This is a genomic window from Pseudogulbenkiania sp. FW507-F1, from assembly GCF_058781125.1.
Genome location: NZ_JBYSWM010000046.1, coordinates 1 through 15,710, shown reverse-complemented (window position 1 = coordinate 15,710; position 15,710 = coordinate 1). Strand labels below are relative to the sequence as shown.

Annotated in this window: 10 protein-coding genes; 2 read left to right on the top strand and 8 right to left on the bottom strand. The window is 63.8% G+C overall.

What is annotated here, in order from left to right; all coding sequences use genetic code 11:
* Window positions 1-272: 272 nt before the first annotated feature.
* Window positions 273-1,061 carry an enoyl-ACP reductase FabI gene (fabI, locus tag AC3WG5_RS18635; protein WP_008954259.1) on the top strand — a complete coding sequence of 263 codons (789 nt, stop codon included), beginning with the start codon at window positions 273-275 and terminating at the stop codon, window positions 1,059-1,061.
* Window positions 1,062-1,403: 342 nt separating this feature from the next.
* On the opposite strand, the gene AC3WG5_RS18630 is transcribed toward fabI, so the two are convergent.
* The 5 genes from AC3WG5_RS18630 to AC3WG5_RS18610 all read right to left on the bottom strand — a co-directional run bounded on the left by AC3WG5_RS18630 (window position 1,404) and on the right by AC3WG5_RS18610 (window position 8,214).
* A complete protein-coding gene (locus tag AC3WG5_RS18630) occupies window positions 1,404-3,383 on the bottom strand; it encodes a methyl-accepting chemotaxis protein (RefSeq protein ID WP_492570189.1) in 1,980 nt (659 codons plus the stop codon).
* 251 nt (window positions 3,384-3,634) lie between these two features.
* Window positions 3,635-6,181 carry a cation-translocating P-type ATPase gene (locus AC3WG5_RS18625; RefSeq protein ID WP_492570187.1) on the bottom strand — a complete coding sequence of 849 codons (2,547 nt, stop codon included), beginning with the start codon at window positions 6,179-6,181 and terminating at the stop codon, window positions 3,635-3,637.
* A 10-nt stretch (window positions 6,182-6,191) separates the two neighbouring features.
* On the bottom strand, window positions 6,192-7,001 hold the full coding sequence (locus AC3WG5_RS18620) for a DUF2182 domain-containing protein (protein WP_492570185.1): 810 nt from the start codon (window positions 6,999-7,001) through the stop codon (window positions 6,192-6,194).
* A 19-nt stretch (window positions 7,002-7,020) separates the two neighbouring features.
* Entirely contained in the window at window positions 7,021-7,656 is a 636-nt protein-coding gene (locus tag AC3WG5_RS18615; RefSeq protein ID WP_492570183.1) for a DUF1326 domain-containing protein, read from the bottom strand.
* A gap of 186 nt (window positions 7,657-7,842) precedes the next feature.
* Window positions 7,843-8,214 (bottom strand): cysteine-rich CWC family protein, encoded by a 372-nt coding sequence (locus AC3WG5_RS18610; protein WP_492570182.1) that lies wholly within the window; start codon window positions 8,212-8,214, stop codon window positions 7,843-7,845.
* Between the two features lie 134 nt (window positions 8,215-8,348).
* Between AC3WG5_RS18610 and AC3WG5_RS18605 the strand changes: the two genes are divergently transcribed.
* The gene (locus AC3WG5_RS18605; RefSeq protein ID WP_492570180.1) at window positions 8,349-8,921 is read left to right on the top strand and encodes a cysteine hydrolase family protein; all 573 of its coding nucleotides are present in this window, start codon (window positions 8,349-8,351) and stop codon (window positions 8,919-8,921) included.
* Window positions 8,922-8,971: 50 nt separating this feature from the next.
* Here the strand turns inward: AC3WG5_RS18605 and AC3WG5_RS18600 are convergent, their stop codons facing one another.
* From AC3WG5_RS18600 to putA, 3 genes are all read right to left on the bottom strand, one after another.
* A complete protein-coding gene (locus tag AC3WG5_RS18600) occupies window positions 8,972-10,000 on the bottom strand; it encodes an adenosine deaminase (protein ID WP_492570178.1) in 1,029 nt (342 codons plus the stop codon).
* A 68-nt stretch (window positions 10,001-10,068) separates the two neighbouring features.
* Complete coding sequence (locus AC3WG5_RS18595) at window positions 10,069-11,292, bottom strand: branched-chain amino acid ABC transporter substrate-binding protein (RefSeq protein WP_008954251.1); 1,224 nt, start codon at window positions 11,290-11,292, stop codon at window positions 10,069-10,071.
* A 140-nt stretch (window positions 11,293-11,432) separates the two neighbouring features.
* Window positions 11,433-15,050 carry a trifunctional transcriptional regulator/proline dehydrogenase/L-glutamate gamma-semialdehyde dehydrogenase gene (putA, locus tag AC3WG5_RS18590; protein ID WP_492570176.1) on the bottom strand — a complete coding sequence of 1,206 codons (3,618 nt, stop codon included), beginning with the start codon at window positions 15,048-15,050 and terminating at the stop codon, window positions 11,433-11,435.
* Window positions 15,051-15,710: the final 660 nt, after the last annotated feature.

Genomic DNA, 15,710 nt, shown 5'->3' with positions numbered 1-15,710 from the left:
CAGCAACACCCCCACCCCCCCTATCAGCAGCAAAATACGCATGTCACCTTCTTGTTCTGATCCGGCCGCCCCCTGGCGGACCGGCCCGAGAATGCTCTGAACCGTCGTCGCCCGGCGCAGTTCCCGGCGCCATGACGGCATGCTGTCGCTGTTTTACCCTAGGCTACCGCGCTTGAAAACCAAAAAAATCGACCTTGCAGCCTCGTCCGACTGTCAGGCAGGGCACAGCCTTGGTTATAATGCGGCCCTGTTTACACCGTGAAGGACTCAAGATGGGCTTCCTGCAAGGCAAAAAAATTCTTATTACCGGCATGATCTCCAACCGTTCCATCGCCTACGGCATTGCCCAGGCCTGTCATCGTCAAGGCGCGGAACTGGCGTTCACCTACGTGGTGGACAAGTTGGAAGACCGTGTGCGGGAAATGGCCGCCGACTTCGGCAGCAAACTGGTGTACCGCTGCGACGTGCAGAACGATGCCGACATCGAGCAACTGTTCGTGGATCTGGGCAAGGATTGGGACGGCCTGGACGGCCTGGTGCACGCCATCGCCTTCGCCCCGCGCGAATCGCTGGAAGGCGACTTCCTCGACGCCCTGAGCCGCGAAGCGTTCCACACCGCCCACGACGTGTCTGCCTACAGCTTCCCGGCGCTGGCCAAGGCTGCCCGCCCGATGATGAAGGGCCGCAATGGCGCCCTGCTGACCCTGTCCTACCTCGGCGCCGTGCGTGCCATCCCGCACTACAACGTGATGGGCCTGGCCAAGGCCAGCCTGGAAGCCTCGGTGCGATTCCTGGCCGCCAGCGTCGGCAAGGACGGCATCCGCGCCAACGGCATCTCCGCCGGCCCGATCAAGACCCTGGCCGCTTCCGGCATCTCGGGCTTCTCCAAGCTGCTGTCGATCGCCGCCAACCAGTCCTGCCTGCGCCGCAACGTGACCACCGAAGAAGTCGGCAACACCGCCGCCTTCCTGCTGTCCGACCTGGCCTCCGGCATCACCGGTGAGATCACCTACGTCGACGGCGGTTTCAACATCAACTCGATGAACGTGCCGGAAGAGTAAGGACTTGGCGGGTACGTGGGGTGCAGAAACGGGTAGCGCAGTTCATCAAATGCCATGACCGTCTTAAAGACGATGGGATTCGGCTCCAGCAGCACTCGGTGAGCTTTGACCACCCGAACTTCTGATCATCTGCACCATCACATAGGGGCATCAATTCCAGATTGATGCCCCTTTTATATTGCGGCCCATCCCAAACCGGTCCCACGATATAGAGTGACGCCAGTTCCCCCTTGCAAAGCCGTTACCGGGGAACGACCGGCGAGAGTGGACCGATACACGCACAATCCCGCGCTGACGGGACCCCCTAGCCGAGCACCGGGAAAACGGCGGGAAATCGAGCGCTCACACCATGGCAATACGGTACTGGCTGACCGCCTGGGCCAGGCGCCCCGATAGCTGGTCAAGACTCTCGGCGTGGCTGCTATTGCTGTTTGCCACAACACTGTTTTCCTCGGTCATTCTGGCGATTTGCTCGATGTTCTGCGCGATGCCGCGCAAGGCCTGATCCTGCTCTTCGATCGCCCCGACAATATTCAGCATGTGTTGCGAAATCCGTTGCGACCCCTCGTCGATATGCCCCAAGCCCTGTTCGCTGGCGCTGACCGACTGCAAGCTGATCTGGGAGAGTTGGTCGGCTCGCTGCATACCGCTGACGGTGGTATCGATGCGCTGCTGCACCGCCTGTATCAGTACGGCAATCTCACCGGTCGCCGCAGCGGTGCGTACCGCCAGGCTCCTGACCTCATCCGCCACCACGGCGAAACCACGCCCCATATCGCCGGCCCGCGCCGCCTCGATGGCCGCATTGAGCGCCAGCAGATTGGTCTGCTCCGCAATCTCCTTGATGACATTGATGATGCCGCCGATTTGTTTGGAACTGTCGTCGAGCAAGCTGATGTTACCGCTCGACTCGTGAATCTGGGTCGCAATCTGCCGAACCTGCTGTACGGTTTCATGCATCACGTGCAGGGCCTGGCCCGTTTCGGTCCGGGTCTGATGCACCAGTTCCATCACCGAACGGGCGCTACCGGCCACTCCGCTCATGCTGGCCGACGTCTGCTCCACCGCGGCCGCCACCGAAGAGGTCGCTTCAAACTGTAGCTGCGCGCTTTGCTTCACCTGCACGCTACTCCCTGCCAGTTGCGAGGCGACCGCCCCCATGTTCTGGCCGCAACTCTGCGTATCCTGGATCAGGCGCGAGAAAGACTGCAGCATATGGTTGAAGGCGGTCGCGATCTGCCGGGCTTCAAGCACGCCCTTGGCCGAAACCGTGCGGGACAGGTCGCGGTTGGCGACGGTTTGCTCGACTGCATCGGCGACATTCAACAGGGGGCGGCCGATACTGCGCCCGACCCACATCCCGACCAGGGCAGTCAACAGCATGGTCATTCCCCCTGCCACGACCACGAACCACAGCTGGCGCCACGCCAGTTCCTCCTGGGCCTGCGTCTGAGCCTGGATATTGGCCGTCAACTGCTGCTCGACGGTAAACAGGGCATCGATTTTGGCGGTGATGGCAACAAACCACTGCTCCGCGTTGACCCCGAAGCTGCCCGCGGCGAAATGCAGCGCCATTACATCGCGGAATTGCTGCACCTGGCGTGCTTGCGGGCTTTGCATGACTTTGGCGACGCCCGCCACCTCGTCCGGTTTGGCCAGCGCAGTGAACACCTCCAACAGAATATTCTGGCTATCAATCTTGGACAGGATCAGACGGTACTGCGGCCACGCCACGTGATCGCCGATAAATACCGGCACCGACAATGCCCGTTCCAGACCGGCATTTTCCTTGGCCAAAATCAGCGTTTGATAGGCCTGTAAACGACGCACGATATCGGCCTGATCGTTTTGCAGTCCCAAGGCGGTAATATTTTTGAGCAGCTGCGCGATAGTATGGGTGAAATACGTCGAGCTTTCGCCCGGCAGTATAGTTTGCTGGGTAATTTTGTAACGCCAGTCCGACAGTTGCTGTAACGGCCCTTGCGCATCCTGGATCATCGACGGGTCAAGCAGCGTCCGGTCTTGCGAAATGGCCTCTCGATAAGCCTGCAAGTTGCGATCGGAGGCTTGCCGGATGGTCGGTAACTTGTCGGCAAACTTGGCTCCATGTGACTGCAAAAAACCAGCCGATGCGCCGCGCTCTATTTGTAATGTGTGGATCAGATTACCCGTCGAGATGGCCACTTCCATTAGCTGCCGTGTCGTCCTGGCTTTTTGGTACTGGGTATAGTTTTGCCAGATCAGCAAAAGAGAAAAACAAGACAACACCAGCAAGGGCACTAGCATAAGTAGTACCAGCCGCTTTCCAATGGTCGAAAACATGATGTACCGCCATCCATAATATGTTATCCGTATAAATATTATGGAAAGTACATCCATTTAAAATTGAGGCAAATCAAACCAATTAGTAACATAAAACACTTTACATTTCTTGTTTAAATAAAGCCCCACATAAAAAACTTTTTTTACCATATCTGGCCAGAATCCTTAATCAGAACTCCGTCCCCCCTCTCGGAGCATCGAGTCGTGTGGCTTTCTCGGGCAGGGACGAGGCCAGCAACGCCTAAGACAGGCTAGGACCCCAGCGGGTCTTTGGCTTGCCTAACCACCCCGGCCAGCAGATAAATGACGCCGGCCGCGAGCAGGCAGTAGAGGTACTGCCATGGCGTCACCGCTCCGAAATGGAACAAGGCGGCCAGCGGGGCCAGCTGGGTCACCAGCAGCAGCATGGCGAGGGTGAGGCCGACCACCCACCACAAGGCGCGGTTCTGCTCCTGGCGCAGCGCGCCGGGGTGGCGATTGCGGAAGACCAGGCCCAGGTTGCCCATCACCAGCGTCTGGAACGCCATGCTGCGCGCCGCGTCCGTTGCGCTGCCCAGGCGTATCGCCGCGGCATACAGCGCCAGCACGCCGACAAACAGCACGCCCCCTTGCCACAGACTGCGCGCCAGTCTGCGCGGCGAGAACAGCGGCTCGCCCACCACCCGTGGCGGACGGCGCATCACGCGGGGATGGGCGGCTTCGTTCTCGAACACGATGGAGCCGACCGGGTCGATCACCAGCTCCAGAAACACCACGTGCGCCGGTGCCAGCAGCAGCGGCCAGCCCAGCAACAACGGCACCACGGTCAGGCCGATCAGGGGAACGTGAACGGCAATCACGTAGGTGACCGCCTTCACCAGATTGTCGTAGATACGCCGCCCCTGGCGCATCGCGGCGACGATGGCGGTGAAGTTGTCGTCGAGCAGGATCAGCGCCGCCGCCTCGCGCGCCACTTGGGTACCGCGCCGCCCCATGGCGATGCCGATATGCGCCGCGCGCAGCGCCGGGGCATCGTTGACGCCGTCGCCGGTCATCGCCACCACCTCGCCGTTGGCCTTGAGCGCCTCGACCAGGCGCAGCTTCTGGTGCGGCCGCACGCGGGCAAAGACCTCGGCCTGCTGCACCACGCCGCGCAGAGCCGCGTCGTCCAGTTGCTCCATCATGTCGCCGCTGACCACCAGGGCATCGTCGATGCCGGCCTGGCGTGCCACCGCCTGCGCCGTGACGGGATAGTCGCCGGTGATCATCACCAGCCGCACCCCGGCCTCGCGGCACTGGGCGATGGCCTCGGGCACCTCGGTACGGACCGGGTCGGCCAGGCCGACCAGACCGAGGAATTCGAAATCGAAATCGTGCTGCCTCTCCGGCCATTCCACGCCGTCATGGCGGGCCTTGGCCACCGCCAGCACGCGCAGGCCTTGTTCGGCCAACGTTTCGACCTCGCGCAGCAGTTGCACGCACTGCGCCTCGGGCAGGTGGCACAGGTCGAACACGGCCTCCGGCGCGCCCTTGCTGGCGACCGGGTAGTAGTCGCGGTCCGGCGCGATCCAGCCGTGGCTCATGGCCTGCAACTGCGGCGTCAGCTCGTACTCCTGGGTCAGCGCCCAGTCCGGACGCAGGTGCTCGGTGCCGGCCAGGTAGCTATGGCCGAAGTGGTGAAAGGCCCGCTCCATCGGGTCGATCGGGTCGATCTCGCTGGCCAGGATCAGGTATTCGAGCAGTTCGTGGTAAGGCTCGTCGAGCGTGGAGAGGGCGTCGTCGACCACCAGCGTGCGGCCGTCGACGTAGAGCTGGCGCACCGCCATGCGGTTATGGGTCAGGGTGCCGGTCTTGTCGACGCACAGCACGCTGGTCTGCCCCAGCGTCTCGATGGCGTTGAGGCGCCGTGTCAGCACACGGTCATGGGCCAGACGGCGTGCGCCCAGCGCCATGAACACGGTCAGGATCACCGGGAACTCCTGCGGCAAGAGGCCCATCGCCAGCGTGATGCCGGCCAGCAGACCCGCGAGCCAGTCGCCGCGGGTGATCCCGTACAACACCAGCACGACCAGGCTCAACATCAGCCCATAGATGGCCAGCTCGCGGACAAAACGACGCGTTTCCTGCTGAAGCGGGGAGATGGGCTGCTCGATCGTGCCCAGCATCTTGCCGATCTTGCCCAGCTCGGTCTCGAGGCCGGTGGCACAAACCCGCATCACCCCCTGCCCCTGCACCACCTGCGAACCGGCGTAGGCAAAGGGCGTATCGTCGCCCCCCGGGCCACCGGCCCGGCTCGTGCCGGCGAGACCCGCCAGCTTGCGCACCGGCACCGATTCGCCGCTCAGCAGCGACTCGTCGAGCGACAGCTCGTTGGCCACCAGCAGTTCGCCATCGGCCGGCACCCGGTCACCTTCGCCGATCAACACGATATCGCCCGGCACCAGCTCGGAGGCGGCGACGGCTTTCTGCACCCCGCCACGGCGCACCACGGCGCGCGGGCTCGCCAGTTCGCGCAGGGTTTCCAGCACGCGCTCGGTGCGCCGCTCCTGCAGCACCGTCATCAGCACGATGACCAGCACGAACCCCAGCAACAGCAGCGCCTCGCGAACATCGCCCAGCAGCAGGTAGATCGACCCCGCCACCAAGAGCAGCAGGAACATCGGTTCGCGCAGGATTTCGCACGTCAGCCGCCACAAGGTACGACGCGGTTCGACAAACAGGGTGTTGGGACCGACCCGGGCCAGCGTCGCGGCGGCCTCGGTGTCGCTCAGGCCATCTGGTCCGTGATTGGCGGCAGCAAGGGGGCTCTCCGGAGACATCGTGGCGGACTCAGTGCAGCCAGAGCACCGCCCCCCAAGCCATCAGCAGGGCACCGCTCAGGCGCCCTCCCCAACGGCCGAGCGGCAGCAGTTTTTCCAACAGCACGAAGACGCTGAGCAGCGCCACCCACAGCAGGTTCATCACCCCGACCACGAACAGCAGCCCCATCACCGCCCAGCAGCAGCCCAGGCAGTACAGGCCATGCAGCAACCCCATGCGCAGCGCCCCGGCGGCACCGGGACGCCAGTGCCCCATGACGAAACCCAGCGGAGAGCGGCAATGGCCGAGGCAGGCCTGCTTGAGCGGCAGCCACTGGTAGACCCCCGCCAGCATTAGGATGCCGCCGCCTAGCCAGACATTGGCACTGGCGAGTTCGGGTGTCAGCAGGGCGGCCTGGTCCAGCGCCCATTGCAGCGCCGTGGCGGCGATGCTGAAGCCGCTCCACACCAGCAGGTAGGCGGAGGAGAACAGCGCCACCTGCCCGGCGGCGGCACGGCGCGACTGCCGCTGGCCCGCCACCAGCTGGTAGAACAGGATCATCGGCAAGGCGCTGGGCAGCATCATGCCGACCATCATCGTCGCCCACATGGCCCAGGTCAGCAGGAAGTCGGCCGGCTGCCACGGCATCGCCATCGGCCCGGTCATCACCATGCCGGCCATCCCCGCCATGCCCATCGCCGGCATGTTCTGGCTCAGTCGCCACAGCGCCAGCCAGGCCAGCCCGGCCACCCCGAGCAGGCACAGCAACACCGGCCACGGCTCCGGGCGCAGCCGGCCGCGCTGCGGCGGCGCGGCTGCGGCCGGTTCGGATGGCGGCATGCCGTTCATCGACACGGGTTCAGCGCACCACACCGTGGCCCGTCATGTGCAGGCGCGCGAAGTGCGCATGCCCTTTCGGGGAAGCAATGGCAAGGGCACCGTGGGTGGCGAAGCGGCCGCTGCCCATCTCGGCCTCGGTGAACTCGAAGCCGTCCGGCAACGTCAAGCGCGCCCGCTGCGCCATGCCGGTCACCGGGTTGTGAATCGGCTCGCCGCTTGCCTCCAGCACGCCGGCAATCGACGTCGTGGCCAGCCGGTTATCGGGGTCGACCGCAAACGAGATCGGCACGAACTGCGGCTCGTACAACTGGCTCAGCGTGGTGCTGAAGATCTGGAACACGTTGGCGCCAGGGTCGGAATGCTGCCCGGAAAGAATGGTCAGCAGCGCCTCACGCTGCGCCGGATTGGCCTTGTCTTCGATATAGAGCTGGCAGCTGCCGTTACCCTGGTGGATGGCACCGGGCCAGGCGAAGACGCCGACCCAGCACAAGCCGTCCAGGTTGACCTCGCCAAACTGTCCCTGGTCGATACGCATCGACACCACCGCCTCGCATTTACCCTGCGTCGGCGGCGAACTGAACTGGCAGGGGCAGCCCCAGTTGCAATTGCAGGTGGCAAACTCGACGCCCTGCAGGCGCCATTCGATCATGTCCATCACACCCTCCTGTCCGGCTTGCGCCATCGCACTACGCTTTGGTGTTCACTTTAAAGCTAGCAGATGGCACCGCCGACAGCGGCCGGAACAAGGCGTGCCGGCAGGAAATATCGGGCGGCGGATGATACGCGCACGGGCAGCCGGCGGTGACCCTGCCCGCATCGGGCCATACGACGACGGTGGTGCTCAGAACGGTGCGGACAAGCCGCGCGCGGCGTAGGCTTGGCGCAGGGTGTCGCGCAGGCAGGAGGGGCACAGGCAATCGCCACCGCTCGGCACGAGCGGCAGCACCGCCGGCAGCGCGCTGCACCAGCAGCCCCCACCCGGCCCGCCTTGGCCACACCGGAACGCCGCCCCGCAGCGCTGGCAGTGCTTGCCGACCACCGGTAGCGGCAAGGCCAGCAGCCGGGCCCATACCGCCTGCTTCTGCATCTCGTCGAAGCCCGACCAGCCGGCAATCTCGTCCAGCGTGCGGCGGCAGCCGAGACAGCTCTGGCCGGCGTCGTCGAGCCGGCATTGCTGGATGCAAGGCGATGGAATCGGCTTGCTGGTGCTCATCGGCATCCTCCGGAGAAATTTTGGACATGGTCGCGGACAGAAGGCAACGCCTCGGGCGAGGTGGCCGGGCCCTGTTGCCATGACAGGGCATGAGGCATCGCTTATGCTGGAACGCCCCATCCCGGAGCAGCCCCATGACCGCGATCGCCCTGCCCGCCCCCAGTACGCTGTTGCTGATCGACCTGCAACGCGCCATCGACCACCCCGACTGGGGGGTGCGCAACAACCCGCACGCCGAAACCCGCATGCAGGCGCTGCTGACGCGTTGGCGCCAGCGCGGCTGGCCGGTGATTCACGTGCGCCACGACTCGCTGGAAACCGGCTCGCACTATCGCCCCGGTCAGCCGGGGCACGCCTTCAAGGCAGGCTTCGAGCCGCAAGCGGACGAACTGATCATCGCCAAGCACACCAACAACGCCTTCGTCGGCACCAATCTCGAACAGCGCCTGCGTCGCGCCGGCCTGCACTCGCTGGTGGTGCTCGGGGTCATCACCAACAACTCGATCGAGGCCACCGTGCGCATGGCCGGCAACCTCGGCTTTCGCGTGCAACTGCCGGCGGACGGCTGCTTCACCTTCAACCGCCGCGACTGGAACGGCGTCGAGCGCAGCGCCGACGAGGTGCACGCGATGAGCCTGGCCAACCTGGACGGCGAGTACTGCTCCGTCACCGATTGTGCCACGCTGCTGGCCGCACTCGGGCAATAACGAAGGTTGGCCGAAAGCCGCTTCGGCCAACCCGCGATGCCAAGACCCCATCAGGCCGCCAGCCACTCCGCGTGAATACGCTTCACCTCGGCCAGCCAGCGCTGCTTGTCATCCTCGGCGAGCCAGCTCGCCTCGAAGCTATTGTTGACCAGCGTCACCACCTCGTCCGCGCTCAGATCGAGCGCCTGGCGGCAGGCCAGCAGGTTGGCGTTGAGATAGCCGCCGAAATAGGCCGGGTCGTCGGAATTCACCATCGCCTTCAGGCCCGCCTGCAGCAGCTGGCGCAGATTGTGTCTGGCCAGCTCGTCCACCACCTTCAGGCGCATGTTGGACAACGGGCACACCGTCAACGGCATCCCGGCTTCGGCCAACCTTTTCACCAGTGCCGGGTCTTCCAGGCTGCGCACACCGTGATCGATCCGGCAGACCTTGAGCAGTTCCAGCGCCTCCCACACGTACTCGGGCGGCCCCTCCTCGCCGGCGTGCGCCACGCACGGCTTGCCCAGCTCGTGGCAACGGGCGAACAGCATGGCGAACTTGGACGGCGGATGGCCCAGCTCGCTCGAATCGAGCCCGAAGCCGTCGATCCGGTCGAGGTGCGGCAAGGCCTCGGCCAGGGTGGCGAAGCCCTCGTCCTCGGACAGGTGACGCAGGAAGGACAGGATCAGGCGCGAGCTCATGCCCCACTCGCGGCCGGCCTCGTCCAGCGCTTCGCGGATGCCGTCCAGCACGGTCGCGAAGGGAATGCCGCGTGCGGTGTGCGTCTGCGGGTCGAAGAAAATCTCGACGTGCACGACGTTGTCGGCGTGGGCACGCTGCAGGTAGGCGCGGGTCAGCTCGTAGAAGTCCTGCCGCGTCTGCAGCACGCCGGCCCCGGCGTAGTAAAGGTCGAGAAAGGACTGCAGGTTGCTGAAATCGTAGGCGGCGCGCAGCGCCTCGACGCTGGCGTAGGGCAGGCTGATGCCGTTGCGCTGCGCCAGCGCGAACATCATTTCCGGCTCCAGCGTGCCCTCGATATGCAGGTGCAGTTCGGTCTTGGGCAAACGGCGGATCAGATCGTCGACATCCTGATGGGCCATGATCGTTCTCCAATGAAAAAACGGCGCAGTATACACTGCGCCGTTGCGGTTTCCTGAGCCAGGAAGGATTACTGAGCAGCCGAAGCGGCGGCCGGAGCAGCCGGGGCCGCCCCACCACCGATGGTCTGCATGACCTTCCACTGGCCGCCTTCCACCTTGTAGACGGTGATGCCACCATCCTTCAGGTCACCCTTGTCATCGTAGGTCCAGTTGGACGACGTCACGCCAGAGTACTTGATCTTGGCCAGAACCGGCATGTACGCCTTCGGATCGGAAGAGTTGGCGTCTTTCATGGCCTGGATCAGGGCACGGGTCGCATCGTAGCCGTACGGGGAATAAGTGGCGACGTCCATCTTGAAGCGCGCCTTGTAGCGGGCTTCATAGTCCTTGCCCTTCGGCATCTGGTCCAGCGGCAGACCGGCCAGGGAGGCGATCGAGCCTTCGGCTTCCTTGCCGGCCAGTTGCAGGAAGGTCGGGGTCTTCGTCATCTCGCCCGAGATCAACGGGGCCTTCAGACCCAGACGCTTCATCTGCTTGGCCATCGGGGCGGACTGGGCGTCGGCACCACCGTAGAAGACCACGTCCGGGCTCACTCCCTTGATCGAGGTAAGAATGGCGGCAAAGTCGGTGGCCTTGTCGTTGGTGAATTCGCGCTTGACGACTTCACCACCGGCTGCCTTGACCGCCTTTTCGAACTCGTCGGCCAGGCCTTGGCCATAGGCCGTGCGATCGTCAACGATAACGACCTTCTTGGCCTTCAGGGTATCCACCACGAACTTGCCCATCACGCTACCCTGCTGGGTGTCGGAGGTCATCGAACGGAAGGTGTTCTTGAAGCCCTGGGCGGTGAACACCGGCGACGTCGCCATGGCGATCATCGGAATACCGGCATCGGAATAGATTTTGGAGGCCGGGATGGCGCAACCGGAGTTGAAGTGGCCAATGATACCGACCACCTTGTCGTCCACAAACTTCTGGGCCAGCTGGGTAGCGGTCTTCGGGTCAGCCTGGTCGTCCTGGGCATCCAGCTCGAAGGTTACCGGTTTGCCACCGATGGTCGGCTTCTCGGCGTTGGCGTCTTCGATCGCCAGCGTTACGCCGTTCTTGTATTCCTCACCGTAGTGGGCCTGCGGGCCAGTCAGCGGGGCAGCAAAGCCGATCTTGACCGTTTCGGCAGCCGGGGCGCCACCGGCAGCCTGCTCGGCAGCCGGTTCTTCTTTTTTGCCGCAGGCGGATACCGCGAGGGCGGCAGCTACGGCGAACGAGATCGTGGTCAGCTTGGTCACTTGCATCGTTTTTCCTCTGTTTGTAGTCAGGATTTTTTCCCACACCATGGGGTAACGTGGCGTAGATGTCACTGCAGTTAATAGAAAACGCTTTGTAAAACGTGTGGCGGCATTATTCCAACGCCGCCACCCAATGACAAGCCCGATCAGTCTCCCATGCTCATCAGGCTGGCATTTCCGCCGGCAGCCGTGGTATTTACGCTAACGGCACGTTCCACCACCAGCCGGTGCAAGTTGATAGCGCCCGGTTCCACGGCCAGCAGCTGGATCAGCGCGCCGTCACGCGCGGCCAGACGGCGCTGCAACTGATCCGCCGCCGCGGTCTCGCCGGCAAACAGCACCCCGGCCACCTCGGCTTCGGCCACATCGCGGCTCAACTCGACGTAACCGTTCAGCTTCGCGGCCAGCTTGCGTGCACCCTCGCCATCCTCCAGCACAGCCCGGTTGCCGGTGGCAAACACCGCGATCAACTGCTGCAGCAGACCTTCGGTCGAGGACGCCACGCAACCGATCTTACCGCGCGGAGCAAACAGCAACCCGTTATTCTCGCCGGTCGGCCCCGGCAGTTCCACCGCATGCGCCAGCGGTGTGTGCCGGCTCGCCTCGCCCAGCGCCTGACGCAGGCGGGACTGGGTCGACGCATCCAGCCCGAATCCACCCAGCTCGGCGTCGAGCTTCTGCAGCGCCGGCAGCTCAGCCGGTTGCGGGGTCAGCTTCAGCGCCGGCTGCCACTTGGCACGGGTCAGACGATACAGATAGAACGGCCCACCCGCCTTCGGACCGGTGCCGGACTTGCCCTCGCCGCCGAACGGCTGCACCCCGACCACCGCACCGACAATGTTACGGTTGACGTAGACGTTGCCGACCTTGATGCGCGACACGATGCGGTCGATGGTCTCGTCGATACGGCTGTGGATGCCGTGGGTCAGACCATAGCCGGTGCTGTTGATCTCGTCCACCACGCGGTCGATGTCGGATGCCTCGAAGCGCAACACATGCAGCACCGGGCCGAACACCTCGCGCGTCAGGTCTTTCAGGCTGTCGATTTCGAACATCGTCGGCGGCACGAAGGTACCCTGCCCGGCATCTTCGGCCAACTTGGTCTGATAGGTCCAGCGCGCGCGCGGCTTCATCTTCTCGATGTGCGCCAGCAGGTTCTGCTGGGCCTCGGCATCGATCACCGGCCCCACATCGGTAGTGAGGTGCGCCGGATTGCCCACGGTCAGCTCGTCCATCGCCCCCTTGATCATGCGGATCACCTTGTCGGCGATGTCGCTTTGCAGGTAGAGCACACGTAGCGCCGAACAGCGCTGGCCCGCCGAATCGAAGGCCGAGGACAGCACATCGGTCACCACCTGCTCCGGCAGCGCCGAGCTGTCGACGATCATCGCGTTCTGGCCGCCGGTCTCCGCCACCAACGGTACCTCGCCGCCACGTTGGGCCAGGGTGCGGTGGATGATCTGCGCCACTTCGGTCGAGCCGGTGAAGATCACCCCTTGAATGCGCGGGTCACGCGTCAGCGCCGCACCGACCACCTCGCCTCGGCCCGGCAGCAATTGCAGCACTTGGCACGGCACGCCGGCCTCGTGGAACAGGCGCACGGCAAACGCCGCGATCAGGCTGGTCTGCTCGGCCGGCTTGGCCAGCACCGGGTTGCCGGCGGCCAGCGCCGCGCTCACCTCGCCGGTAAAGATCGCCAGCGGGAAGTTCCACGGGCTGATACACACCACCGGCCCCAGCGGCGCATGGCTGTCGTTCTTGAACTCGGCACGGATCTGGGCGGCGTAGTAGCGGCAGAAGTCGACCGCCTCACGCACCTCGGCAATCGCGTTGGTCAGCGTCTTGCCGGCCTCGCGCACCGCCAGCCCCATCAGCGCCGGCATATTGTCTTCCATCAGCGTCGCCATGCGCTCGAGGCAGGCGGCGCGTTCGGCCACCGGCGTGCCGGCCCACGCCGCGGCAGCGCTTTCGGCCAGATCCAGCGCATGTGCCACGTCGGCCTCGGTCGCTTCATACACCTGGCCGACAACGTCGTTGCGATCGGCCGGATTGCGCACCGGCAGCGGCTCGGCGCTGGTCACCTCGCCATCGCCCAGCAACGGGCAAGCCTGCCAGCTCTGTTTTTCGGAGTCGATCAGGCCCATCTGCAAGGTTGCCAGCAGCTGCTCGTTGGACAGGTCGAGGCCACGCGAATTGGCCCGCTCGCTACCGTACAGTTCCAGCGGCAAAGCAATCTTGGCATGCGGCTGGCCACCATGACGCGCCGCCTCGGCCACCGGATCGCCCACCAGTTCGTCGATCGAGACCGACTCGTCGACAATGCGGTTGACGAACGACGAGTTGGCACCGTTTTCCAGCAGACGGCGCACCAGGTACGCCAGCAGCGTTTCGTGCGAGCCCACCGGGGCATAGATACGGCAGGCTCGGCCCAGGTTGGCCGAACCGACCACCTGGTCGTACAGCGTTTCGCCCATGCCGTGCAGGCACTGGAATTCATAATCCTTGTCACCGGCCAGCGTGTGAATGGCCGACAGGCTGTAGGCGTTGTGCGTGGCGAACTGCGGATAGATCGCGTCCTGGGCCGACAGCAGCTTCTTGGCGCAGGCCAGGTAGGACACGTCGGTGTAAACCTTGCGCGTGTACACCGGGTAGCCCGGCAGGCCATCCACCTGAGCGCGCTTGATCTCGGCATCCCAGTAGGCGCCCTTCACCAGACGGACCATGAAACGATGCTTGGTGCGGCGCGCCAGATCGATCAGGAAGTCGATGACATAAGGACAGCGCTTCTGATAGGCCTGCACCACGATACCGATGCCCTCGAAACCGGCCAGGTCCGGATCGTTGGCCAAAGCCTCGACCAGGTCCATCGAGATTTCCAGGCGGTCAGCCTCCTCGGCATCGATGTTCAAACCGATATTGTATTCTTTGGCCTGCAGGAACAGCTGCTTCAGGCGCGGCAGCAGCTCGCCCATCATGCGCTCATGCTTGGCGCGGGCGTAGCGCGGATGGATGGCGGACAGTTTCACCGAAATACCCGGCCCCTGGTAGACGCCACGGCCGTTGGACGCCTTGCCGATGGCGTGGATCGCCATCACGTAATCGTCGAGATAGCGCTGCGCGTCCTCCTCGGTCATCGCCGCCTCGCCCAGCATGTCGTAGCTGAAACGGTAGCCTCGCGACTCGCGCTCGACACCGTTGTCCAGCGCCTCGCCGATGGTCTCGCCGGTCACGAACTGCTTGCCCAGCATGCGCATCGCCATGTCCACACCCTTGCGGATCAGCGGCTCGCCACCCTTGGCGATCAGCTTGGTCATCGCCGCCGACAACCCTTTCGCACTGTGAGACGCCACCAGCTTGCCGGTCACCAGCAAGCCCCATGCCGCCGCGTTGACGAACAACGACGAGCTATTGCCCAGGTGAGCACTCCAGTCACCCTTGCTGATCTTGTCGCGGATCAGGCGATCGGCCGTCTCCTTGTCGGGAATGCGCAGCAGCGCTTCGGCCAGGCACATCAGGGCGATCCCCTCCTGGCTCGACAACGAAAACTCGTGCATCAAGGCGTCCACCCCGCTGGCCCGGGTCCGCTCCTTGCGAACACGCGACACCAGACGACGCGCCAGATCCTGAGCCGTACGCACCTCCGCCTCGCTCATCGCCGCCTGCGGCAGCAAAGCCTGTACACACTCCCGCTCGTCCCGGCGGTACGCCGCGGTGATCGCGTCCCGGAGAGGCGACTGGGTATGGGCAAACACCTCGAATTGCATCTTGAACTCCTGCTCTATGTATCAGCTTTGGCTAACAATGAATTTTTGCCTATTGTATACATTATTTTTTAACCTTGGCGAAATATAGCGGCGACACGTCAGGAAAGCTGGAAAATCGGTGAAAACGAGCGCAAGTGCCCAGCGAGCAACGCGTCAAATGTTGCATGAAGGCAACGAACAACGCCCTATCGTTGTAGACGAAAATATTGGGATGGGAACAAGGCAACAAAAACAAAGAGGGGAAAAAGCCGGGGAATGGGAAGTAGCGCTAAAGCCACCGGCACCAGCAAACTTGCCCGAACAGCCAAAAATCGATCGGCGCTGTCGTCCATGATCGAGATGCTGTGCCACCACGCCGACCTCGAGGTAATGGTGCACGTCACCGTCAGGGAGGCGAGGCGGGGCTGCATTTTCGATCCACCATACGATCAGAGTTTTATTGGTGTACCGCGCTGACGGGACGTCATGACCGGTTCTTCGGCCTTTTTTCTTGCCGTCTGCGGAGGGGGAATGAGAAGCCAGCGCCGCCCCCAAGCACCGCCTTGCCGGTAACACGGCGGAGGCCAGGGATGCATTCCGTCGCCCCAATACAAAAAGCCCAGCTCGGATGAGCTGGGCTTTTATAAGGGGAGTCTGGCGGTGTCCTACTTTCACACGGCA